General features: G+C 56.2%; 18 protein-coding genes and 5 tRNA genes. 18 read left to right on the top strand and 5 right to left on the bottom strand.

The genetic code is table 11. The annotated features are described in order from the left end of the window. Positions 1-2 precede the first annotated feature (2 nt). The 4 genes from DQX05_RS26420 (at position 3) to DQX05_RS26405 (ending at position 3,442) form a co-directional block, all read left to right on the top strand. Positions 3-1,121, top strand: a complete 1,119-nt coding sequence (locus DQX05_RS26420) for an outer membrane lipoprotein-sorting protein (RefSeq protein ID WP_119796287.1) — start codon at positions 3-5, stop codon at positions 1,119-1,121. A 241-nt stretch (positions 1,122-1,362) separates the two neighbouring features. Next, a complete protein-coding gene (gene alr / locus DQX05_RS26415; protein ID WP_119796286.1) occupies positions 1,363-2,556 on the top strand; it encodes an alanine racemase in 1,194 nt (397 codons plus the stop codon). Positions 2,557-2,806: 250 nt separating this feature from the next. Then, positions 2,807-3,088, top strand: coding sequence for a CopG family ribbon-helix-helix protein (locus tag DQX05_RS26410; RefSeq protein WP_040731899.1), 282 nt, complete (start codon positions 2,807-2,809; stop codon positions 3,086-3,088). Positions 3,089-3,091: 3 nt separating this feature from the next. Next, complete coding sequence (locus DQX05_RS26405; RefSeq protein WP_006677694.1) at positions 3,092-3,442, top strand: type II toxin-antitoxin system PemK/MazF family toxin; 351 nt, start codon at positions 3,092-3,094, stop codon at positions 3,440-3,442. Positions 3,443-4,275: 833 nt separating this feature from the next. Here the strand turns inward: DQX05_RS26405 and DQX05_RS32585 are convergent. Next, a complete protein-coding gene (locus DQX05_RS32585) occupies positions 4,276-4,953 on the bottom strand; it encodes a M60 family metallopeptidase (RefSeq protein WP_259392244.1) in 678 nt (225 codons plus the stop codon). 31 nt (positions 4,954-4,984) lie between these two features. Then, positions 4,985-5,728: a hypothetical protein gene (locus DQX05_RS32580; RefSeq protein WP_259392243.1), complete on the bottom strand. Its 744-nt coding sequence runs from the start codon at positions 5,726-5,728 to the stop codon at positions 4,985-4,987. A gap of 578 nt (positions 5,729-6,306) precedes the next feature. Between DQX05_RS32580 and DQX05_RS26395 the strand changes: the two genes are divergently transcribed. Next, entirely contained in the window at positions 6,307-8,541 is a 2,235-nt protein-coding gene (locus DQX05_RS26395) for a Tex family protein (RefSeq protein ID WP_119796285.1), read from the top strand. 154 nt (positions 8,542-8,695) lie between these two features. Here the strand turns inward: DQX05_RS26395 and cmpA are convergent, their stop codons facing one another. Next, positions 8,696-8,815, bottom strand: coding sequence for a cortex morphogenetic protein CmpA (cmpA, locus tag DQX05_RS26390; RefSeq protein ID WP_006677697.1), 120 nt, complete (start codon positions 8,813-8,815; stop codon positions 8,696-8,698). A gap of 183 nt (positions 8,816-8,998) precedes the next feature. Next, a complete protein-coding gene (locus DQX05_RS26385) occupies positions 8,999-9,364 on the bottom strand; it encodes a hydrolase/acyltransferase (RefSeq protein WP_119796284.1) in 366 nt (121 codons plus the stop codon). A 90-nt stretch (positions 9,365-9,454) separates the two neighbouring features. Between DQX05_RS26385 and DQX05_RS26380 the strand changes: the two genes are divergently transcribed. The 5 genes from DQX05_RS26380 (at position 9,455) to DQX05_RS26360 (ending at position 13,370) form a co-directional block, all read left to right on the top strand. Further along, positions 9,455-9,952, top strand: coding sequence for a SprT family protein (locus tag DQX05_RS26380; protein WP_119796283.1), 498 nt, complete (start codon positions 9,455-9,457; stop codon positions 9,950-9,952). Further along, positions 9,945-10,772 (top strand): uroporphyrinogen-III synthase, encoded by an 828-nt coding sequence (locus tag DQX05_RS26375; RefSeq protein ID WP_119796282.1) that lies wholly within the window; start codon positions 9,945-9,947, stop codon positions 10,770-10,772. Before DQX05_RS26380 ends, DQX05_RS26375 begins: the two co-directional genes overlap by 8 nt. Before the next feature lie 86 nt (positions 10,773-10,858). After that, a tRNA-Asn gene (locus DQX05_RS26370) sits at positions 10,859-10,934 on the top strand. A gap of 9 nt (positions 10,935-10,943) precedes the next feature. Continuing rightward, positions 10,944-11,032 (top strand) — tRNA-Ser (locus tag DQX05_RS26365). Positions 11,033-11,126: 94 nt separating this feature from the next. After that, a complete protein-coding gene (locus DQX05_RS26360) occupies positions 11,127-13,370 on the top strand; it encodes a helix-turn-helix domain-containing protein (RefSeq protein ID WP_119796281.1) in 2,244 nt (747 codons plus the stop codon). Between the two features lie 373 nt (positions 13,371-13,743). Here DQX05_RS26360 and DQX05_RS26355 read toward each other — a convergent pair whose 3' ends face one another. After that, positions 13,744-14,073 (bottom strand): hypothetical protein, encoded by a 330-nt coding sequence (locus DQX05_RS26355; RefSeq protein WP_147385232.1) that lies wholly within the window; start codon positions 14,071-14,073, stop codon positions 13,744-13,746. A gap of 16 nt (positions 14,074-14,089) precedes the next feature. Here DQX05_RS26355 and DQX05_RS26350 point away from each other — a divergent pair, with 16 nt between their 5' ends. From DQX05_RS26350 to DQX05_RS26315, 8 genes are all read left to right on the top strand, one after another. Further along, positions 14,090-15,052, top strand: a complete 963-nt coding sequence (locus DQX05_RS26350; RefSeq protein ID WP_006680052.1) for an ABC transporter permease — start codon at positions 14,090-14,092, stop codon at positions 15,050-15,052. A gap of 15 nt (positions 15,053-15,067) precedes the next feature. Next, the gene (locus tag DQX05_RS26345) at positions 15,068-15,964 is read left to right on the top strand and encodes a carbohydrate ABC transporter permease (RefSeq protein ID WP_119796279.1); all 897 of its coding nucleotides are present in this window, start codon (positions 15,068-15,070) and stop codon (positions 15,962-15,964) included. Between the two features lie 56 nt (positions 15,965-16,020). After that, positions 16,021-17,700, top strand: coding sequence for an ABC transporter substrate-binding protein (locus DQX05_RS26340; RefSeq protein ID WP_119796278.1), 1,680 nt, complete (start codon positions 16,021-16,023; stop codon positions 17,698-17,700). 109 nt (positions 17,701-17,809) lie between these two features. Further along, positions 17,810-19,045 (top strand): alpha-L-fucosidase, encoded by a 1,236-nt coding sequence (locus tag DQX05_RS26335; protein WP_119796277.1) that lies wholly within the window; start codon positions 17,810-17,812, stop codon positions 19,043-19,045. A 249-nt stretch (positions 19,046-19,294) separates the two neighbouring features. Beyond that, on the top strand, positions 19,295-20,686 hold the full coding sequence (mgtE, locus tag DQX05_RS26330) for a magnesium transporter (protein WP_119796276.1): 1,392 nt from the start codon (positions 19,295-19,297) through the stop codon (positions 20,684-20,686). 380 nt (positions 20,687-21,066) lie between these two features. Then, positions 21,067-21,141, top strand: a tRNA-Glu gene (locus DQX05_RS26325). 46 nt (positions 21,142-21,187) lie between these two features. After that, positions 21,188-21,263: transfer RNA gene (locus tag DQX05_RS26320), tRNA-Lys, on the top strand. Between the two features lie 48 nt (positions 21,264-21,311). Next, a tRNA-Leu gene (locus DQX05_RS26315) sits at positions 21,312-21,397 on the top strand. The last annotated feature ends 6 nt before the right edge of the window (positions 21,398-21,403 follow it).

Genomic DNA, 21,403 nt, shown 5'->3' with positions numbered 1-21,403 from the left:
ACATGCGTCGACTCACGTGGATGTTGGCCATCGTGATGAGTGTGGCGATCCTAGTTGCCGGATGCGGGAAGAAGGACGCGACCGATGTGGTCCATGACCTGGATCAAGTAATGAGCAAGTTGGAAAGTTATGCCGGCATCGGCACGATGACGCTGCATTCCGGTACTCAGCCGCTGCAGTATCGCGTGGAGGTGTGGTATCTGGATCCGACCTATTATCGGATTGAGCTGACGAACGAGAAGAAGGACATCAAGCAGATCGTTCTTCGCAATGAAGAGGGCGTGTTCGTGCTGACGCCGAGTCTCAAGAAGATATTTCGCTTCCAGAGCGAATGGCCGGAGAATCAAGGACAGGTATACCTCTATCAGACCTTGGTCCGCAGCATTCTCTCGGATGAGGGCCGCCAGTTCACCGAGGATGGCGACAGCTATGTATTCGATGTGGCAGCCGATTATCAGACCGACTCGCTCGTCCGCCAGAAGATCTGGCTGCACAAGAGCGATTACACGCCGAAGCAGGTGCAGGTCACCGACTCGGAGGCGCAGGTTGTCGTCGAGATGAAGTTCAATCAATTCGAATTCGGCAAAAAATTCGATAAAGATTCCTTCGACATGCAGCGCAATATGACAGGCATGACTCATGCGATGATCCCGAACGGCGAACTGGAAGAGAACGGACAGCCACCATCGCAGGAGACGCTCGCCCCTGCGGACGGAGCTGAAGGCACAGATGCGGCAGAGCAGCAGTCTGAGAGCGCGAACGTGGAAGAGGATATGGGGCCGTTCGGTTTGATTGAACCGTCCTATCTGCCGGAAGGCGTGGCGAAGCTCGATGAGAAGGAGCTTCCGAACAACGGAGATCATCCGGTAATGATGCGGTATACGGGCACATATTCGTTCACGCTGATCGAATCCCGGCCGAAGGATATGGAAGTCGGGCTTCAGGTCGGCGGGTCGAAGGCGGTGGATCTGGGCTTCACCTATGGACAAATGACCGGCGAGGAACAGAAGACGCTGACTTGGACCTATGAGGGAGTCAAGTATCGGATGCTCAGCAACGACCTGCCGGAGCAAGAAATGGTGAAAATTGCACAATCGCTCGTGGATCAGCCTGGGAAATAACGGCTGCAGCACAGTTCTCCGGTCCGTAATCCGTGGCACTCCACGGATGCGGACCTTCTCGTGATCGGTGCGCCGCGCGAATCATTGCATCTCAGGCAAACGACCGACCGCGACTAGCGGAATTTTCCTCAGTAATGGTTGGTTATTTCCATCTCTCTTTGGTTGACAGTCTCCGCCATGGGCATTAACATAGGTTTGTTACATGGAACGGGATGAACAGACATGAAGAAGGTGACTGACCATGGAGGCGTATTACCGTCCGACGCGAGCGGAGATTTCGCTGGATGCGCTACATCACAATATGGAAGCTTTTCGTGCCGCGCTTCCGTCTGCCACGAAGCTGAGCGTCTGTGTGAAGGCGAACGCTTACGGACATGGCGCCGTGGAGATCGCGCGTGCCGCGGAACGGTTCGGAGCGGATTATGTGAACGTGGCGTTCCTGGATGAAGCCGTGCAATTGCGCCGGGCCGGCGTACAGATGCCGATACTGGTACTGGGCTATACGCCGTCTGCCGGGATTGAAGCCGCCTTTGAGCATGATATCTCCGTGACGGTATTTACCGAGGAGTGTATCCGCAAGCTGGAGGAAGAGGCACCTGGGCTGTCGGCCCGGTACGGCGGGCGCCTGCTCAAGGTGCATGTCAAGACGGATACCGGGATGGGACGACTGGGTCTTCGTACGCCGGAGGATACGGCCGGCTGCGTGCGCCGCTTGCAGGCGATACCGGGTGTGCTTGTCGAAGGGATGTTTACCCATTTCGCGGGTGCGGATGAAAAGGATCAAGCATACAGCCGCCTGCAGCAGGAGCGGTTCCAGGCCGTCATCGATGAGCTAAGAAGACAGGAACTGACCGTTCCGTTGATACATGCGAGCAACAGCGCGGCGGCCATGGAATTGCCTGAATCCGCATATGATATGGTAAGGGTGGGCATTAGCGCCTACGGGTTATACCCTTCAGCCGATGTGAACCGGCAGCGAATTCAATTGCGGCCAGTGCTTAGCCTCAAGACGGCCATCGTCCATGCGAAGAAGGTTGCCTCCGGCGAGGCAATCAGCTACGGCATGCATTACTATACGAGCGCAGAGGAGTGCATTGCGACCATTCCCGTCGGATATGCGGATGGGTATTCCCGCATGCTAAGCGGGAAAGCGCATATGCTGATCCGCGGTCAGCGCGTCCCGGTGCTGGGGCGCATCTGTATGGATCAATGCATGGTCTCGCTGGAGCCGCTCGGTCATGATGGGCCCTTGCCGGAACCGGGAGAAGAAGTGGTGCTCCTTGGCGAGCAGGGAGAAGAGCGCATTACGGCGGAGGAGATTGCCGAGCATCTCGGGACGATCCATTATGAAGTCGTCTGCATGGTTGCCCATCGTATGCCGCGCCTCTATATCGAGAGCGGGAAGCCCGTCAAAGTGATTAACCCGTTGCTGTAAGACGGGGCATACGCCGAATCTGCCATAAATTGACGGAATTTAGGGAAATGGCACCTTTTACCGAAATCATTTTTACATTTTCGGCAGGATTTTCACGTTGAAGAGAGAATATGTATCAGGGATTGTCTGTAGGCAGAAGGTCTGCAACATACTCGATATGGATGTAGCATATATATGCTGTTGTATAATTTTTCTACAGAATCGACATAATGGGTACTAGGCAGCAAAGGCTTTGGGGGTGCGAGGACAGGTGGCTAATATTCAGAACACCAAACGAATTATGATCAGCTTGCCCGACCAACTATTGCAAGAAGTGGACGGTATCGTTGCTATGGAAAAATCGAATCGAAGCGAGTTCATTCGCCAAGCGATGAAGTTGTATTTGCAAGAGCGCAAGAAGCGTCACATCCGTGAATCGATGCAGCGCGGCTATATGGAAATGGCCAAAATTAACTTGACGATGGCATCCGAGGCTTTTTACGCAGAAGTCGAAGCGGATGGCACGCTCGACCGCCTGGTTAGCGGGGTGTAGACATTGATTGTAAAGCGCGGCGACGTTTTTTTTGCGGATTTATCGCCCGTCGTAGGTTCAGAGCAGGGAGGGGTGCGTCCCGTTCTCGTCATTCAGAATGATATCGGGAACCGGTTCAGCCCAACCGTCATCGTGGCGGCAATTACGGCGCAGATTCAGAAGGCCAAATTGCCGACCCATGTTGAAATTGACGCGAAGACGCATGGCTTCGACCGCGACTCCGTCATTTTGCTGGAACAGATCCGCACCATCGACAAACAACGGCTCACCGACAAAATAACGCACTTAGATGAAGAGACGATGCACAAGGTCGATGACGGGCTGCTTATCAGCCTCGGATTGATTGATTTTTAAAACCGATTACGACCGACTGAACGAGGCCTGCCTCGTTTTTTTGTTACCGCGTTTGAAATACCTGTATCTTTGGGCGGGGGCGGGCCCCTGCCTTTTTTTGCTGCCTGCTTGAATGGGCTGGCGGTATATATGTGCCTCTTATGTTCAATATCCCCGTGGCTCAGAGCAGCCAAGGCCAGCTAAACGAGTCATTTGTGCCTCTTATGTTCAATATCCCCGTGACTCAGAGCAGTTAAGGCAAGCTAAACGAGTCATTTGTGCCTCCTATGTTCAATATCCCCATGGATCCCTCTAGAGGCAGCACATTTCTTTTGCATACTCGCTTATTCAGAGCAGTTAAGGCAAGCTAAGCGACTCATTTGTCCCTCTTACATTCACTATCCCCGTGCCTCAGGGTGGCCAAGGTCAACTATATGAGTCATTTGTCCCTCTTATGTTCAATATCCCGTGGCTCAGAGCAGTTAAGGGTCAGCTGTTGCAGCCATTTGTTTCACTTTAACTGATATCCGCATCCCAACACCTCAGAAAATAAGGGATCCTGAGCGGAGGGGAGATTCCTCATAAGGGACGTTGGAGGATATTTTACCTGTTCGACAGGGAGAATAATCACAAGGATTCAAAACGAGGTGGGATCCAAATACGAACAAGCGAACAACCCAAATACGAACAAGCTCTCAAGGACTTCCATTCTGAGCGGTAGGGATATTGGACTAAAGGAGTCTGAAAGGTATCCCCAAGCGAGTACCTGAACATAAAAGAAGGGAACGGCGGCAACGCGCCATCCCCTTGCCGCTATTGTGCGTATGCGGATATCTGCCTGCTTATGCTGCTAATCATTTTTCCTTGTCCTTCAATGTCCAGATCGGGGTTTCCGGCTTCGGCAATTTCATAGCCTCCACCTTGCTCTTGGCGGAAGCGGAATATTTTAGGCCCCATTTGTCGAAAAACTCCATCAAGTTGTTTTCGCTCAGCTGCGATGCCTTCGTCACGAACAAATCGATTCTTTCTTGATCAGTCTTCGGCAGCAGATCGGCAGGCATCTCGCGAGCGTCGTGGTTCAGCTTCGTGTACAGATCCCAGCCGTAAGCGAGCTGAAGCTGGCGGAACATGACAAGACGCGTCCACACATCTGCCTGATTGTCATCATTGAAGTTTTTGTCCGCATTTGTCGTCTCGATATATTTGAAGGCTGTGTCATAGATGGTTATGCCGTCGGACCGCTTCTGCAGCAGGCGCGACGGATTGCCGAAGTGATCCTGAATGTACAGGGAGAAAATGTTGGCGGTTACTTCCGTCACCTTGCCCCAGGTCCAGGCATTTTGCTGATATTCATGGCCCGTCTCATGCCACCAGCCCCATCCGTCCAGGGTTGTGATGCCATCCACGGTAACCGCATCGATGGCGGACGGATCATTGAAGAACATGATCGGGTATCCGGCATGCATGAAGCCGGCGCTGATCTGGATGTCTCCTACATAGCGGTAAGGCAGGGAGATGCTTCGATGAGGCAAGCTTCGGTTCGGCGCCGTGCCGACGAGCTTGTCATGCAGTGGCTTGATTGGTGCCCTTCGAGACGGATGGATACTGCTCGAATACCCAGCCCTTGGCGCTGAAGACGAGGCGGCCGCCTTCCTGTATGTAGTCCAGCAGCGGCTGCACTTCCTCTTCCTCCACATAGGTATAGTCGATAAAGGCAACCGGAAAGGCATCGTGATTAAGCAGAGTCTTGCCGTGTGCATCTGTGGCCGTCCATCGGTCGACATGGGTAATATCGATAGGCAGATCCGGACGTGCAGCGAAATCGGAAGTCTTCGTAATGATGGCAATACGGCCTTGTCCCGCACGGGCTTGTTCATAGTTCAGCGGTAAATCTTCCGTAAGCCAGTTCAATATGTTGCGGGCGACGATCGCATTGCGGCTCGTATCGGGCTCGGTAAGCTTGAAGTATGCCTCCCCGCCAATTGCGGCGATGCGGCCTTGGCCGTAACGGGCCGCGGCCATAAGCGAGGTTGAGCGCGGATCGGCAGCAACGGCGAAGGCATGCTCCCCGAATGCGGCCGCGCCGCTGTTATAGGAATTGCCGTCCAGAGGAATGCCGGCGAGATCGCGGCTGAGCATATCGAGATCATGCTGGGAGTAGGATGGGGCAGTTGCAATTATGGAAGAAGAGAACTGCTGTGCAGATGAGGCAGGCTCGGCATGGATTTGGAGGGCAGGCTGCAGCAGGGATAAAGCGAGAGCCATTGAGCAGATTGCGCTGATACCGGATAGCTTATTGTTCAACATTCGAACACTCCTTATCTCTAATAAGTTTGGTGAAAAGGATTGCCGATAGGTTCACTGCCATAATAAACCTTGTTTTTGCATAGCCGGTTCTTCATAGTGGGCGATGTTGCCTTTATGTTCTCGTGCGCGGTAGCGGCGGGACAACACACCGTTGTCCGCGAGACATTACGGGCCTCCTTTCATATCGTATATGATGCATGCTGTTCATTATAGTGCTCTAATTGTGTACTAAATTGTACATAAGCGCAATAATCTTGACAATCAGGTGGAGCATGATTCGCCTAAAATGCTCCTAACGTCATAGCGCCTATCCGAAAAAGCGCCTAGTCCGAAAAGCCCTGACTCTGCCGGGAAGGCTTCCTATTCCCCTCAATTCGACGCGAGCCGCCGAGGGCTGCCAGGAACTGCGAAAAGTCGAATCACGCCCAGCGCGGAGTTCTCCAACGCATCGGATCGTCTTCCTTCATACAGGCATAAAGGGCGCAATGAAGAAGAGTGTGGATTTTGCGGCTTGTTTTTGCGACAATAATGAGTAGGTTGTAAAGGGTTGCAGAACAGGTATGGAAAGGAAGTCATACATGACCGTACGTGACGAAACGATGGAAGTCCAAGCATTAGACGCGGCAATTGAACAGATGAAGACAAGCGAACCGGAACGTCTCCTTCATCAGCTTACCTCGGAATTGTCTCTCGGACGCGGACAAGTCCAACGGACGATCGAGCTGTTGGACGAAGGGAACACGATTCCTTTCATTGCCCGGTACCGCAAGGAGATGACCGGCGAGCTGGATGAGACGCAGCTTCGGACGCTGGAGGAGCGGCTCGGTTATTTGCGGGGCCTGGAGGAACGGAAGGGCGAGGTGCTCCGGCTCATCAACGAGCAGGGCAAGCTGACAGAGCCGCTGCTGGAGTCGATTGTCCATGCCGCGAAGCTGCAGGAAGTGGAGGATCTGTACCGCCCATACCGGCAGAAGCGCAAGACGCGCGCCAGCGTGGCGAAGGAACGCGGGCTCGAGCCGTTGGCCCAGTGGATTCTCTCCTTGCCGAAGCAGGGCGATCCGCTGCAGGAGGCGTCCGCGTATGTAAATGAAGAGAAGGGCGTTCCGGCCGCGGAGGATGCGCTGCAGGGCGCCCAGGATATTATCGCGGAGATGCTGGGTGACGATCCGGATATACGCGCTTGGGTACGCCGGTATACGATGGATCAGGGCGTCATTCGCACCGAAGCGAAGGATAAAGAGCAGGAATCGGTCTATGAGATGTACTATGAATATTCGGAGCCGGTCAAGCGGCTGCCGTCCCACCGGATTCTGGCGATTAACCGGGGGGAGAGAGAGGACATCCTGAAGGTTGCTCTCGATATTCCCGTGGACAAGATCGTAGCGTATATGAGCAAGCGCACGATCCGGGGCGCTTCGGTCGTGAACGATCTGCTGCAAGCGACGATCGAGGATGCCTATAAGCGCCTGATCGCGCCTTCGATTGAGCGGGAAGTGCGCGGGGAACTGACGGAGAAGGCGGAGGAACAGGCTATTCAAGTTTTCGCCCAAAATCTGCGCAGCCTGCTGCTGCAGCCGCCGGTGCGGGGGCAAACCGTGCTTGGCGTCGACCCTGCCTTCCGGACCGGCTGCAAGCTGGCGGTGGTCGACGACACGGGCAAGCTGCTGGAGGTGGCCGTCACGTATCCGACCGCCCCGCATCATAAGACGGCGGAAGCCGTTAAGACGTTCAACCGGCTCGCGGATTCTTACCGCGTCGGACTGGTCGTCATCGGCAACGGCACGGCTTCGCGCGAGACCGAGCAGTTCGTGGCCGACTGGATTCAATCCCGTCCGGACTTGAAGCTTCATTACGCGATTGTCAGCGAGGCGGGGGCGAGCGTCTATTCGGCTTCGAAGCTGGCGGCCGAGGAGTTCCCGAGCCTCGATGTAGCGGAGCGGAGCGCCGTCTCGATTGCCCGCCGGATTCAGGATCCGCTCGCCGAGCTAGTGAAAATCGATCCGAAGGCGATCGGCGTCGGACAGTACCAGCACGATGTCGCGCAAAAGCGTCTGGAGGAGAGTCTGGGCGCCGTCGTGGAGTCTGCGGTCAACCACGTCGGGGTCGACGTGAATACGGCTTCCCCGTCGCTATTGTCCTATGTATCGGGCATCAATGCGACACTGGCCAAAAATATTGTCAAGCATCGCGAGGAGAATGGCAAATTCACCGAGCGCAAGCAGTTGTCCAAGGTCGCCCGCCTCGGACCGAAGGCGTTCCAGCAATGCGTCGGATTCCTTCGCATTCCGGACGGTACGCATCCGCTGGACAATACGCCGATTCACCCGGAATCGTATCTGGTAGTCGACCGGCTATTCGCCGAGCTTGGGGTCCGTCCCGACAAGATCGGCTCGCCAGAGCTGGCTGAGAGTCTGCGGAAGGTGGACGTGAACGGCTATGCGGAACGGCTGGAAGTGGGCGTGCCGACCCTGAAGGATATTATCGACAGCTTGCTCCGTCCGGGCCGTGACCCGCGGGAGGAACTGCCTCCAGTCGTATTCCGCACGGACGTGCTTCAGATTGAAGACTTGAAGCCGGGCATGGAGCTGAAGGGGACGGTCCGCAACGTGATTGACTTCGGCGCCTTCGTCGATATCGGCATCAAAAACGACGGTCTCGTGCATATCTCGCAGCTGAGCGATCGGTATGTGAAGCATCCGCTCGATGTCGTCTCCGTAGGGGACAATGTCACGGTATGGGTACTGTCCGTCGATGTGAAAAAGGGCCGCGTCGGCTTGACGATGAAGCGATCCAGCGTCGATAACCTGCAATAAGGATACCGCGTTCGCCTGCACGCGAACGCTAATAAGCCCCCGCTGCCGTCCGTCGCATAGACGGGCGCCTCGTGGGGCTTCATTCGATCGGGGTTACGGCTGCCGTCCGGACATGTCCTTAGGCGCCTTGGATTTGTGGAAATAGCGCTTGCATTTACGGATGAACGCGCTGCTTCGAACGATAAAAAAACCAGCACTCGTTCAACAGCTTAATCTGGCGGCGGTCTTTCTTGTGAAAGGCCCGCATCAGCTGGTTGCATAACCATTGCGGCATGAGTATCCCTCCTTCAGCCCGGGGACGCAGATTCCTTGTTGTAACGCTATCTTATGGGCCGCCGTCGCATTTGGTGCAGGTCCGACGCAAAAAACCGGAACGAAGCGGCGGGCTTCGTTCCGGTTATGATCGGTCGTTGCTTATTCGGTTCATTGCTGGCGGCTTGTTAGGCTGACATTACACTTACTGGATGCCGGCCGCTTCGGCCTCCGCTTCGTACCATTGCTCCATCTGGGCCTGCAGGGCCCGAATCTCCGTCAGCAGCGCGATGAGGGGATAATGCTCCTCTTGAATCCCGGCGAAGGCCTGTTCCAGCCGGTTCATGTATTCGAGTCCATTGACCGCGCCCGCCTCTTCCTGGAGCAGCTCCAGCCGCTCGCATTCCGCGATCGCCACGGGCAGCTTCGGCACCCGTTCCGCTGTCAGCTTACTGATTTCCTTATGCAAGCGCAGATTCAGCGCACTCAGTTGGTAGGCGTATTCGGCAGGCATCTCGACGAATTCCCAGTCGCTCCCGAGTTGAAACAGAATATAGCGCATTTTCGCCATCCGGCAATCCCTCTCTTCATCCGCAATTCTACTCTTGACAGTGTACTGGACTTCCAGTACAAATTCAAGTAGGGAAGCAGGGTGATACAGATGACCTATACGAATCAGTCACTGCAGCAATGGGTGGAGACGGTGTCCTTGCGGGACTTCGGCAAGCCTTTCCGGCATCAGGCACGCTATAACGGGCGGCTGAAGTCGACGGGAGGCCGCTATCTGCTGGCTTCGCATCATATCGAGATCAATCCGAAGCAGCTGGAGGCCTTCGGCGAGGAGGAAGTCGAACGGATCATCAAGCATGAGCTGTGTCATTACCATCTTCATTTGGAAGGAAGAGGCTACCGGCACCGCGACCGCGAATTCAAGGAGCTGCTCCAGGCCGTGGGAGGCTCGCGCTACTGCCGTTCCTTGCCCGGCGCGGAGGGCAAGCGCAGGCTGCCTTACCGCTACCGCCTGGAGTGCGTCGAGTGCCGCCACACCTATCTCCGCAAGCGGAGAGTGGATGTGACGAAATATGTGTGCGGGCGCTGCCGCGGCAAGCTCCGGCTCGTTCCGGTCCGCACAGAGACGGGGAGGAAGGATAATGGCTAAGCTGGAAGGGAAGACGATTGTCATCACGGGGCCTCGCAAGGCGGAAGAAATGTCCGCGCTCGTGCGCAAGCAGGGCGGGACGCCTTGGGTGAGACCAACGCAAGGAACGATGCTCGAGGGCTTCGAGCGGCTGGAGGCGGAAGTCGACAGGCTGCTGGAGGCGCCGGTGTCGCTGGCTGTCTGGACGACGGGCATGGGCTTGGACAGGCTGCTGGAAGCGGCCCGCGAAGCAGGCAAGGAGGAGGCGTTCCTCCGCAAGTTGACGGAGATGAAGCACGCGGCCCGCGGATACAAGACGGTGAATGCGCTGAAGCGAATCGGCATCCTGCCTGCCGTCCGGGATGATGACGGCTCGACAGCTGGCCTGCTGCGCTCGCTGGACGCCAGCGGGACCGGCTTGGCCGGGCGGCTCGTCTCGCTCCAGCTGCACGGCGATCCGGCGCCAGCGCTTGTGCAGTACTTCAAGCAAGCCGGCGCCGATACAATGGAGCTGATGCCTTACCGCCATACGCCGCCGCCAGAGGATGGGCTGCGTCAGCTTACGGGCGAACTGCTCGCCGGGGAAGTGGATGCCGTCGCGATGACAAGCGCTCCGCAGGCACGCTTCCTGTTCGATTACGCGAATCGGAACGGATTGACCGAGCGGCTCCTGGAGGTGTTCGCCAACCGGACATGGATGGCCGCGGTCGGCAAGGTAACGGCAGCTGCCATCACTGAGGCAGGGGTGCAGCGGATCATGATCCCCGAGGAGGAGCGGATGGGCGCGCTTATCGTGGAGCTGTCCAAGCATTTCGAGAAGGAGAGCGGGACGGCAGAGTAGGCATGGAGGGGAGATGACAGGGGCAACAAATTCATCTCCCCCAGCTTGACATCTGTTCTATCCTGTGATACATTAATACTTGTCATTCCCCGATAGCTCAGTTGGTAGAGCACTCGGCTGTTAACCGAGTTGTCACAGGTTCGAGTCCTGTTCGGGGAGCCATTTTTATACGGAGAGGTACCCAAGAGGCCGAAGGGGGCGCTTTGCTAAAGCGTTAGGGTGTAACAGCCGCGAGGGTTCGAATCCCTCTCTCTCCGCCACTTACGATTTCAACAATAAGTCCCGCAAGGGATTTTTTTGTTATCAAAATGTAAGCGTTTACTTTATGGCGGTTCAAGTAAGGGAGGCCACATGATGAATGCCAAGCGATGGTTCTACCGTCTGCTGTTCTCGTATATGCCCGTGTTCATCATCGTCGTCAGCTTCTTGTTCTTCGTCTTTTTCCAGACGCTGAGCGAACAGAGCCGGAATGACGCCATGCGCACCAATGCCTCGCTTCTGCTGCAGACGCTGCGCGCGACCGATGCCTCGCTGAAAGCCATCGATCAGACGTTGGTCTCCGAAGTGGTGAACTCTCCGGAACTTGCCCATTTTTTTCAAGTAACGACGGATGACGATGTTCCGCTTCATATGGGAATCATGAAGCTGATGCGGCGAATGAGTGCCAGCTACCCGCTTATCGACTCGATTTACCTCGTTCGCTTCCAGGACGGCAAAGTGTTCAGCAGCAGCAAGGAATGGAGCCTGGAGCAGTATCTTGACCGGGAATTCATCGCGAAGCACCGGAATCTGAAGAGCACCGATTATCCCTGGACTGGAGCCCGGCCATTCAAGGAATTCGACTTCCAGGAACCGAAGCGCGTCATCTCGCTTGTGCGCAGCATGCCGAATTTGGACGGAAGCGGCGGGATGGTCGTTGTCAATGTCGCCGCCGCATCGGTGACATCGATGGTGAAGGATTGGTACGGAACCGAATTGAACAGCATCCGCATCATGGATGAGGATGAGAATGATCTGCTGTTTGATGATACCGATAACCCTACTGCTAAAAGCTTCAAGGTCGTCTCGAATTACATGTCTCCCTATACCGGTTGGGTATATGAGAGCGGGTTCCGCCAAGACAAGGCGGTGCTGTCCGCCGAACGGTGGTTCAATGTGTGGATTATCGGGGGAATGGCGCTTCTGCTCGCTGCGGTGGCCTGGATCGTCTATGTGACTCATCGGCATTATCAGCCGATCGCGAAGCTGGTGAACCGCGTGAACGAGATTGCCGCGACCCCGGCATCGAAGCGGTCGGACACGGTCCGCTGGGATGAATTCGCCGTCATCGAATCGGCGCTGGATCGCATGTTCGCGGAGCGGGACCAGTCTGTCGAGCGGGGAAAGAAGGATGCGCTCTTCCTGCGCAATTACACGTTCCGTCAATGGCTGGATGGAACATATGAGGATCATCCGCTCGGAACGGCGCAGCATATTGATGTGCCGCTCTCGTCCGAACGGCCATGTCTCATCGCGGTGCTGGAGATCGACAATTACGCCGCCTTCGTCGAGGAGTATTCGAAGCGGGACCGGTTCCTGCTGCAGTATGCGGCCAAGTCCGCATGCCAGGAGACCGCCGCTCAGCATGGCTGGTCCTTGTGGTCGGACTGGCTGACCGGAGAGCGGTTGGCGATGCTGTGGCAGCCCCCGGAGGAGTGCGATGGGGAGCTGGTTCCGCTGGCTGAAGCCGAACGCCGGCTGACGGCGATTGTGCAGGATATGCTGGTGTGGATTAACGGCTATCTGAAGTGGACGGCAACGGCAGGCATCGGCGGCACGGCACCGTCGATCCGGGCGATTCCGCATGCGCTGGATCAAGCGCTGCGCGCCTTGAACCGGAAGATGACCTGCGGCTCGAATCAGGTCTTGATCGAGGAGGAGCTGCGCCGGGAGCCGCCGGATTTGCAGCCGTTGGCGCGCTTCCTCGCCCACAGCCTGACGGGAACGGCGGCGGAACGCGAGGCCCGCCTGTCGGAATGGGTGGGGCTGCTCCGAGCCGGGTGTCTGACCCGGGAGGAGGTTCGCCATGCCTGCCGCCAATGGGTGCCGGATGTGGCACGCCGCTTGAAGAGTGCGGGGGAAGAAGCGCCGGAAGCGGCCTGGCTGGATCGTCTGGATGCGTGCCTGACGTTGGAGGAGCTGGAGCGGACGCTGCGGGACGGGCTGGAGCGGGCTGCGGAGCGCCTGGCCTCCGCTGATCAGGAACGAAATGCCCAGCTTATCGGCCGTGTGCAGGCCTATGTGCAGGAGCATTTCGCGAATCCGCAAATGTCGCTGAATCTGCTGGGCGAGATGTTCGACATCGCGCCGAAGCTGCTGAGCAAAAGCTTCAAGGAAGTAACGGGCGAAAAATTCATCGATGTCCTGATCGGGCTGCGGCTGGAAGAAGCGAAGCGGCTGCTGCGGCAGACCGATCTGCCGGTGCAGACGATAGCGGAGCAGATCGGATATGGAGGGGCCGTCTCCTTCAGCCGGGTTTTCAAACGAATGGAAGGCATCTCTCCGGGGGAATACCGGAGCAGCTATAGCGCCGCCGCTTCGGCGGATGTGGCGCAATAAATTAGGGCGACGTGCGTGCACGGCGCCTTTTTGGTGATCATTGGGGAGTGCGAGACCTGCAAAAGTGCAGGAATTGATCGCTGGCGGAACGAGAACGGGCTAGAAAGCTGCAGCAGTGCAGTTTTTTGCCCGAAACGGTCCCGATCCGAGCGCTAACGGAGAGAATTCCTGTATATTTGCAGGTTTCACTATCCCACGCCCCAGTGCTGCTGAAAAAGATGTACTTTTACAGTTTTTTTCGGGGTACACGTGCGGGAATCCGAAAATCGTGTGCTCCGGATCAGGCGGGTACGTTCTGCTAAGGGTACCTGAAGGCGCGGGACAATCCCGCCCGGAAGCGGCGGGCGAAAGTTATCAAGCGAAGAGAAAACGGTCAATTGACCGCTTGCCGCAAGGAGAAGCTCGACGGGAGAAAATGGTTCTTCGCCAGGAAAATGGTTGATTGTGCCGGCGGAATTCCGTCGCCTATAATCAGACTCAACCCGGGAGGCATTCGGACCAGTGTTCTGGAAGTCGAAATCCGGAAGCCGGAAGCTATCACTTCGCTTTGCGCCATGCACTTGGCCATGCACTTCGCCATGACTTCGCCGTGCACTTCGACATGCGCTTCATGCGCTTCGATCGGAGACGAGAGCCTGCCACGGGCCACGGAAATTTGAAAGCGGTACCATTCTGCATTTATGCATCTTATTATGTTGCTCACAAAGGAGGAATGCCCCATGGCAAACGTCACGCCCGGATCTGCATCCCGCCGCCTGACATCGCGCTTCGCGTTTGCCCCAGGCACCGGCAAGCGAATCAAGAAGCATTGGCAGTTCTACCTGCTGGTTCTGCTGCCCGTCGCCTACCTCATTATTTTCAAATATGTGCCTATGGGCGGCGTGCTGATCGCGTTCAAAGAATATAACGTCGTGCAGGGCATCTGGGACAGCCCGTGGGTCGGACTGAAATATTTTGAGCAGTTCCTCGAGTCCCCCTACTTCTGGAATTACATCCGCAATACGATTGTCGTCAGCCTGTACGGACTGGCGGTCGGGTTCCCGGCTCCCATCCTGTTGGCCCTGCTCCTGAATGAGATTCGCAACGGCTGGTTCAAAAAAACCGTGCAAATGGTGACGTATGCGCCCTATTTCATCTCGACCGTCATTATGGTGTCTATCGTTATCGTTGCTCTGTCGCCGAATGTCGGCATGGTGAACAATGTCCTGCGGCTCTTCGGGTTCGAAGGGATCGACTTCATGGGACGGCCGGAGCTGTTCAAATCGATTTATGTCTGGTCCGATGTATGGCAATTTACGGGCTACGGCGCGATTATTTATATTGCTGCGCTGGCTGGGGTCAACCCGGAGCTGTATGAAGCGGCCAAGGTCGATGGCGCGACGCGGTTCCAGAAAATATGGAACATCGATTTGCCGAGCATTTTCCCGGTGATGGTTATTTTGCTTATATTGAATGTCGGCAGCATGATGAGCGTCGGCTTCGAGAAAATGTATCTGATGCAGAACCCGCTCAATCTGGAGTCGTCTGAAATTATTTCGACCTATGTGTACAAGGTGGGGCTGCTGAATGCGAACTTCAGCTTCTCCACGGCGATCGGGCTCTTCAACTCAGTCATCAATCTGATCTTGATCGTGACGGTTAACGCGATTGCGCGCCGGCTGTCCGAGTCGAGTCTGTGGTAAAGGGGGCTCTCGTTCATGAGCAACACGACGATTCGGGAATCACTGCCCGACCGCTTGTTCCTCGCTGGCGTGTACGTGTTTTTAACATTGATCCTGGTTATTATTTTATTCCCGCTGCTTCATATTGTGAGCGCTTCGTTCAGCTCGCCGCAGGCGGTGAATTCGGGACAGGTCTGGATCTTTCCCGTTGAGTTCACGCTTGCCGGCTACAAGGCCGTCTTCGCGAATTCCAATATATTGATTGGCTATGCGAATTCGATCTTCTACGCCGTCTTCGGCACGTTGGTCAATGTCGTCATGACGGTGCTCATCGCCTACCCGCTGTCGCGAACGACGTTCTATGGACGGCATCTGCTCATGATGCTGATCGTGTTCACGATGCTGTTCGACGGCGGCCTCATCCCGAACTATATGGTCGTGAAGTCGCTCGGTCTGATTGATACGCGCTGGGCGATGATCATTCCGGGCGCCTTGGCGGTGTTCCAGGTCATTATCGCCCGCACCTTCTTCCAGTCGTCCATCCCGGAGGAGCTGTCGGAGGCGGCGGAGATTGACGGCTGCAGCGATATCCGCTTCATTACGAGCGTCGTGCTGCCGCTGTCCAAGCCGATTCTGGCTGTCATGACGCTGATGTATGCGGTCGGGCATTGGAATTCCTATTTCGGGGCGCTCATTTATTTGAAATCGCCTGACATGTTCCCGCTGCAAATCGTGCTGCGCAACATTTTGATTCTCAATTCCGTGGACCCGACCATGATGGCTAATGTTGATGACATGCTGCAGCTTCAGGGCATCGCCGAACTGCTCAAATATTCGCTGATCGTGGTGGCCAGCGCGCCCGTGCTGATGATCTATCCATTTGTGCAGAAGCATTTTGTGAAGGGCGTCTTAATCGGATCGTTAAAAGGGTAACACTGCATGCCTCATGCATTTCGATATGAGATGACATTTTCAAGGAGGGTCTAATGATGAGACGAAAAGGATCTGTCTTGCTCGCCATGCTGTTGAGCATCTCGCTGCTGCTGGCGGCATGCTCTGGAGGAGGGGGCGCGAAGCAGGGAGCCGCGGCAACCGATCCGGCCGATGGGGCCAAGGCGGAGGAGCTGTTCAGCCCGGTCGGGGAATTCCCGATTGCGAAGGAGCCGATGACGCTGAAAATGTTCGCTCCCCAATCGGCGACGATCGAGAATCTGGAGACGAACGAGTTCACGAAGTTCCTGGAGGAGAAGACCAATATCCAGATTAAATGGGATGTCGTGCCGGAAGGCGCGCTGGAGGAGAAAAAGCAGCTCATGATGGCGAGCGGCGACTATCCGGAAGTGATTCTGGCAGGCTCCTTCAGCAAGGCGGATCAAATGAAGTACGGCCAGCAGAGCGTCTTCATTCCGCTGAACGATCTGATTGAGAAGTATGCGCCGAACATTAAGCAGGCGATGGCGGACATTCCCTACTTGAAGGATGCGATAACGACGCCGGACGGCAATATTTACGCCATACCTAAAGTGAACGAGTGCTATCACTGCACCTATGCCTCGAAAATGTGGATCAACCAAACGTGGCTTGATCAGCTCGGGCTGAAGATGCCGACGACGACGGATGAGTTCTATGAAACCTTGAAGGCATTCAAAGAGAAAGACCCGAACGGGAATGGCAAGCAGGATGAGATACCGCTCACGACCGCCGGGAAAAAGGACATGTGGGGCGGAGGCCTGGACGCGTATTTGATGAATGCGTTCATCTATAATGATGCCACGACCTATATGTATCTGGACAACGGGGAATTGAAGTTCTCGCCGAATCAGGAGCCATGGCGGGAAGGGCTGCGCTACATTCATAAGCTGTATGCGGAAGGGCTGATTGACAAAGCGTCCTTCACCCAAAACGCGGATGCCGTGAAGCAGGTTGGCAACCGGCCGGACAATGTGATGGGAGCGGTAGCAACCGCGCTGATCAGCTATGTGTATTCGCCGAATGAGCTGACCCCGCGCCACAAGGACTATGTCACGGTTCCGCCGCTGAAGGGGCCGGAAGGCGTGCAGCTTGCAGGCTATTTCGTCGGCGCCGGCAACGGTCAGTTCGCGATTACGAACAAGGCGACGGCCGAACAGCAGATTGCGGCGATCCGGTTCGCGGACTATCTCTACTCGGAGGAAGCGACCCTGTTCAGCAGCATGGGCAGAGAAGGGGATGGATACCGCAAGGCCGAGGCGGACGAGAAGACGGCGGACGGAACGCCGGCGCGCTTCAAGCAGACGCCGAAGCCGAATGTGGCCCAGGTGCAGAACGGAACATGGCAAGAGCTTGGCATCATGAAAATGACCAACGAGCTGCGCGACTCCTTCGCCGTGCCGGAGGATATGTATTCGGAAGACGGCTATGGGCTGCGTCTGCGCACCGAATCCAAGAAATACGAGCCGTTCGCGAAGCCGGAGATCGCTTTCCCGTCCGATATCTTCATTGCGGCGGAGGATGCTTCCTTGGCCGCGCAGCTGCAGACCTCGATCAATGATTACGTCGAATCGAATATGGCCCAATTCATAACCGGCAGCAAGGATGTGGACAAGGATTGGGACGCTTATGTAAAAGGGTTTGACGGGCTGCAATTAGCGAAATATCTTGAAATTTATAGGAAGGCGTTGAAAAAATAAGGGGCAGGCTGCCGAACGAAGCGCTGCGGTGCGGATTCCGGACGGCAGCCTCCCCGTCATCTGGAGAGCAGCGACAACCAATCTATCGGTAGAGAGGAGCAGCGGCAGGATGAATCAGAGGGTGGCGGTGCCCACGCCGCAGCAAATGGCGTGGCAGGACTTGGAGTTGGGGATGTTTTTTCACTTCGGCATCAATACGTATTGCGATCAGGAATGGGGAGACGGGACGGATTCCCCGGAATTGTTCAACCCGGTGGAGCTGGATGCGCGCCAATGGATCCGGACCGCGAAGGAAGCCGGCTTCAAGTATGTCATTTTGACGGCGAAGCATCATGACGGCTTCTGTCTATGGCCGACCAAGACGACCGAATATTCAGTCCGATCGAGCCCGTGGAAGAACGGCCAGGGCGATGTCGTGCGCGAGGTCGCGGACGGCTGCCGGGAAGAAGGGATGAAGTTCGGCGTATATGTGTCGCCGTGGGATCGCAATGCGCTCTGCTATGCCGATCCGGCTGCATATGACGATTTTTATGCGGAGCAATTGACCGAGCTGCTGACCGGATACGGGCCTCTCGTCGAGGTGTGGTTCGACGGGGCAGGCTCCGAAGGGCGCGAATACGATTGGAAGCGTATTATCGGCCTCGTGAAGCAGCATCAGCCGGATGCGATGATCTTCAATATGGGCGCTCCGACGATCCGCTGGGTCGGGAATGAGGACGGAGTTGCGCCGTATCCGTGCTGGAACACGGCGGAGAGCGCCCGGGTCAGCATGTTCACGAGCGACATGAATACATGGATGGAAGAGACGCCGGACTGGGTGCCGGCGGAATGCGACGTGCCGATCCGGAAGCGGCATTGGTTCTGGCATCCCAACGATGAGCACAGCCTGCACACCCTCGATCATTTAATGGATTTGTACTACCGCTCGGTCGGGCATGGGACGACGCTGCTGCTGAATGTGTCTCCGGATATCCGCGGCCTGCTGCCGGATCCCGACACGGAGCGCGTGCTCGAATTCGGGGCGGCGATCCGCCGCCGGTTCGGGCGGCCGCTGGGCTCCGCCTCCGGGATGGGGTCTGAGCTTGAGCTGGTGCTGGACGAGGAAGCGCTTATCGATCATGTGGTGTCGATGGAGGACATTGCCTACGGGGAACGGGTGCGTGCCTACACGATTGAAGCGGAGGTCGGCGGGGAGTGGAAGCCGGTTGCAGCGGGAAGCGCCATCGGCCACAAGAAAATCGACCGCATCGAGCCGGCGCGGACATCCCGCATTCGGCTCCGCGTCACAGAGGAGGCGGCAGAGCCGCATATTCGCAGCTTGGCCGCCTATTCGGCCGGCGAATAAGGCGGAAGTGGATTGGCATGCGTAGCAGTAACGGCAAGGATGGACCGCAGTGGAAGGAATGCGGTTAATCCTTGCTTTTTTTCATATAATATGAAAGATTTAATAGGTAAAGTTCACGGCTGCCCGACGGCCGTGCGATGTGTCGGTACCGAAAGATTGTGTTAATCATATCATGAAGAGATGGGCCTTAGCGGGCGGATGGCCAATGGGGGAAGCAAGCCGGCAGAACATCATGAAGGAGGTGACGGCGTGAGCAGACAACAGACCAATGACCCGAACGAAGCGGTCAGTGGAGGCAGAGAGCCGGAAGATATTATGGCGGAGGCGATTCAGATTCTAGAGGGAGACGAGGAATCGATCCGGCATGCCTTCCGGTACTGGCACCCGTATGACCTCGCTCTCGTCTACCGGGACGCGATGATAACGCAGCGCTCCCGCTTGCTTGAGGTGCTCGACGTCGATCAGCTTACAGGCATCATGCGCGAGCTGGATCCGGCGCTGCAGTTGGAGTCTTTTCAGATGCTCGGGCACGAGCGCGCTGCGGAAGTACTGAACCGCATGGATAACGACGACTTGGCCGATACGATGGCGGCCGTCAGCGTGGAAGCGAAGGAATTCCTGTTATCGCTGATGAAGCGGGAAGAGCGCGATACGGTCCGCCAGCTCTTGACCTATGAGCCGGAGACGGCCGGCGGTCTGATGACGAACCGCTACGTCTGGTTCTATCAGCGCTATACGGTGCGTGAAGCCGTCGAGAAGGTGAAGGCATTCGCCGAATTGACGAAGCATGTGCATTATTTTTATGTTGTAAATGAAGAAAAGCGTCTTGTCGGCACGCTCGCGTACCGCGAACTGGTGCTGGCCCAGGAGACGGAGACGATTCAATCCTTGATGAATGAGAAGGTCATCTCGGTTACGGCCGACACGGATCAGGAAGAAGTCGCCCGCCTGTTCGAGCAGTATGACTTCCTCTCGATGCCGGTCGTGGATGAGAATAACCGGCTGATCGGGATCGTGACGGTCGATGACGTCATCGACGTCCTGCGGGAAGAGGCGCATGAGGATTTCAATAAATACTCGGCTACGGACAAGACGATCGATTTCCGCACGAATCCGTTCACGGCGGCGCGGCGGCGTCTGCCCTGGCTGATTATGCTGCTGTTCCTTGGCTTGGTGTCGGGCAGCATTATCAGCCGCTTCGAAGAGACGCTGCAGCAGGTTGTCGCCTTGACCTTCTTCATGCCGATGATCGCCGGGATGACGGGGAATACAGGCACGCAATCGCTGGCGGTCGTCATCCGCGGCCTGGCCTCGGAGAAGCTGGACAAAGGCTCCATCCACAAGCTGATCGGACGCGAGCTGGTTGTCGGACTCATCATCGGCACCGTATGCGGCCTCGCGGTCGCGCTCGTCGCGGGCTTCTGGCAGTCCAGCCTTCCGCTCGGACTTGTCGTCGGCAGCTCCTTGTTCCTGACGGTCATTATCGGAACGATGGCAGGGACCGTCATTCCGCTTATTCTGTACCGGATGAATGCCGATCCGGCGGTAGCGTCCGGCCCGCTCATTACGACGCTGAACGATATCTTCTCGCTCACGGTCTATTTCGGGACGGCGACTCTGTTCTTGTCCTATATTCTGTGAGAAGCGTGCTGCTGCGGCCATGCTTTCCTGAAGTTGAATTGTGTTCAGTTGCGTTGCGGGAACCGCGCCGGACGAGTTGGGCAGGAGATTAGATTCACGATACCGGCTGATAGGAACTATCGCGATGATCGTACTCTGCCGGTGAACAAATCCGAAAAAAGTCCATGCGAAGGTGGACATGAAGGGGATATGGTTCCCAATTTTTAGATTCTTGCAGATCGATGCAGAATGATGCTGCGGATGGTCGGGCCTGCACGAATCCCCCGGGAAAAGACCCTGAAAAGTACATTGAAAAAAGACCGAAAAAAAAGCTTGTCAACGGCCATGTCGTTTGTTATACTCTTAATTGTCGCCGCGAGGTGATGAAATTTTGAAGGCATGGCCCGTTGGTCAAGCGGTTAAGACACCGCCCTTTCACGGCGGTAACACGGGTTCGAATCCCGTACGGGTCACCATCTTTTTTTATGGATGATATGGCGGACAGCAGTGTTCAGTCAGCACGAGCCATTAGCTCAGTTGGTAGAGCACCTGACTTTTAATCAGGGTGTCGAAGGTTCGAGTCCTTCATGGCTCACCAGTTTTCTTTTTATGGTTGCAATGCGGAAGCATCGTTCCCAACATACGTGCGGTAGTGGTGGAATGGCAGACACGCTATCTTGAGGGGGTAGTGGGCGTACGCCCGTGGAGGTTCGAGTCCTCTCTACCGCACCATAACTT

This window comes from Paenibacillus thiaminolyticus (assembly GCF_003591545.1).
Lineage (GTDB): Bacteria > Bacillota > Bacilli > Paenibacillales > Paenibacillaceae > Paenibacillus_B > Paenibacillus_B thiaminolyticus_A.
This window is presented reverse-complemented; position numbering and strand designations above follow the sequence as displayed.

Bases quoted from the DNA above. Each gene is read 5' to 3' on its own strand.
- DQX05_RS26420 (WP_119796287.1), top strand. From the start codon at position 3: ATGCGTCGACTCACGTGGATGTTGGCCATCGTGATGAGTGTGGCGATC.
- alr (WP_119796286.1), top strand. From the start codon at position 1,363: ATGGAGGCGTATTACCGTCCGACGCGAGCGGAGATTTCGCTGGATGCG.
- DQX05_RS32580 (WP_259392243.1), bottom strand. From the start codon at position 5,728: ATGTTGAACAATAAGCTATCCGGTATCAGCGCAATCTGCTCAATGGCT.
- DQX05_RS26395 (WP_119796285.1), top strand. From the start codon at position 6,307: ATGACCGTACGTGACGAAACGATGGAAGTCCAAGCATTAGACGCGGCA.
- cmpA (WP_006677697.1), bottom strand. From the start codon at position 8,815: ATGCCGCAATGGTTATGCAACCAGCTGATGCGGGCCTTTCACAAGAAA.
- DQX05_RS26385 (WP_119796284.1), bottom strand. From the start codon at position 9,364: ATGGCGAAAATGCGCTATATTCTGTTTCAACTCGGGAGCGACTGGGAA.
- DQX05_RS26380 (WP_119796283.1), top strand. From the start codon at position 9,455: ATGACCTATACGAATCAGTCACTGCAGCAATGGGTGGAGACGGTGTCC.
- DQX05_RS26375 (WP_119796282.1), top strand. From the start codon at position 9,945: ATGGCTAAGCTGGAAGGGAAGACGATTGTCATCACGGGGCCTCGCAAG.
- DQX05_RS26360 (WP_119796281.1), top strand. From the start codon at position 11,127: ATGAATGCCAAGCGATGGTTCTACCGTCTGCTGTTCTCGTATATGCCC.
- DQX05_RS26350 (WP_006680052.1), top strand. From the start codon at position 14,090: ATGGCAAACGTCACGCCCGGATCTGCATCCCGCCGCCTGACATCGCGC.
- DQX05_RS26345 (WP_119796279.1), top strand. From the start codon at position 15,068: ATGAGCAACACGACGATTCGGGAATCACTGCCCGACCGCTTGTTCCTC.
- DQX05_RS26340 (WP_119796278.1), top strand. From the start codon at position 16,021: ATGAGACGAAAAGGATCTGTCTTGCTCGCCATGCTGTTGAGCATCTCG.
- DQX05_RS26335 (WP_119796277.1), top strand. From the start codon at position 17,810: ATGAATCAGAGGGTGGCGGTGCCCACGCCGCAGCAAATGGCGTGGCAG.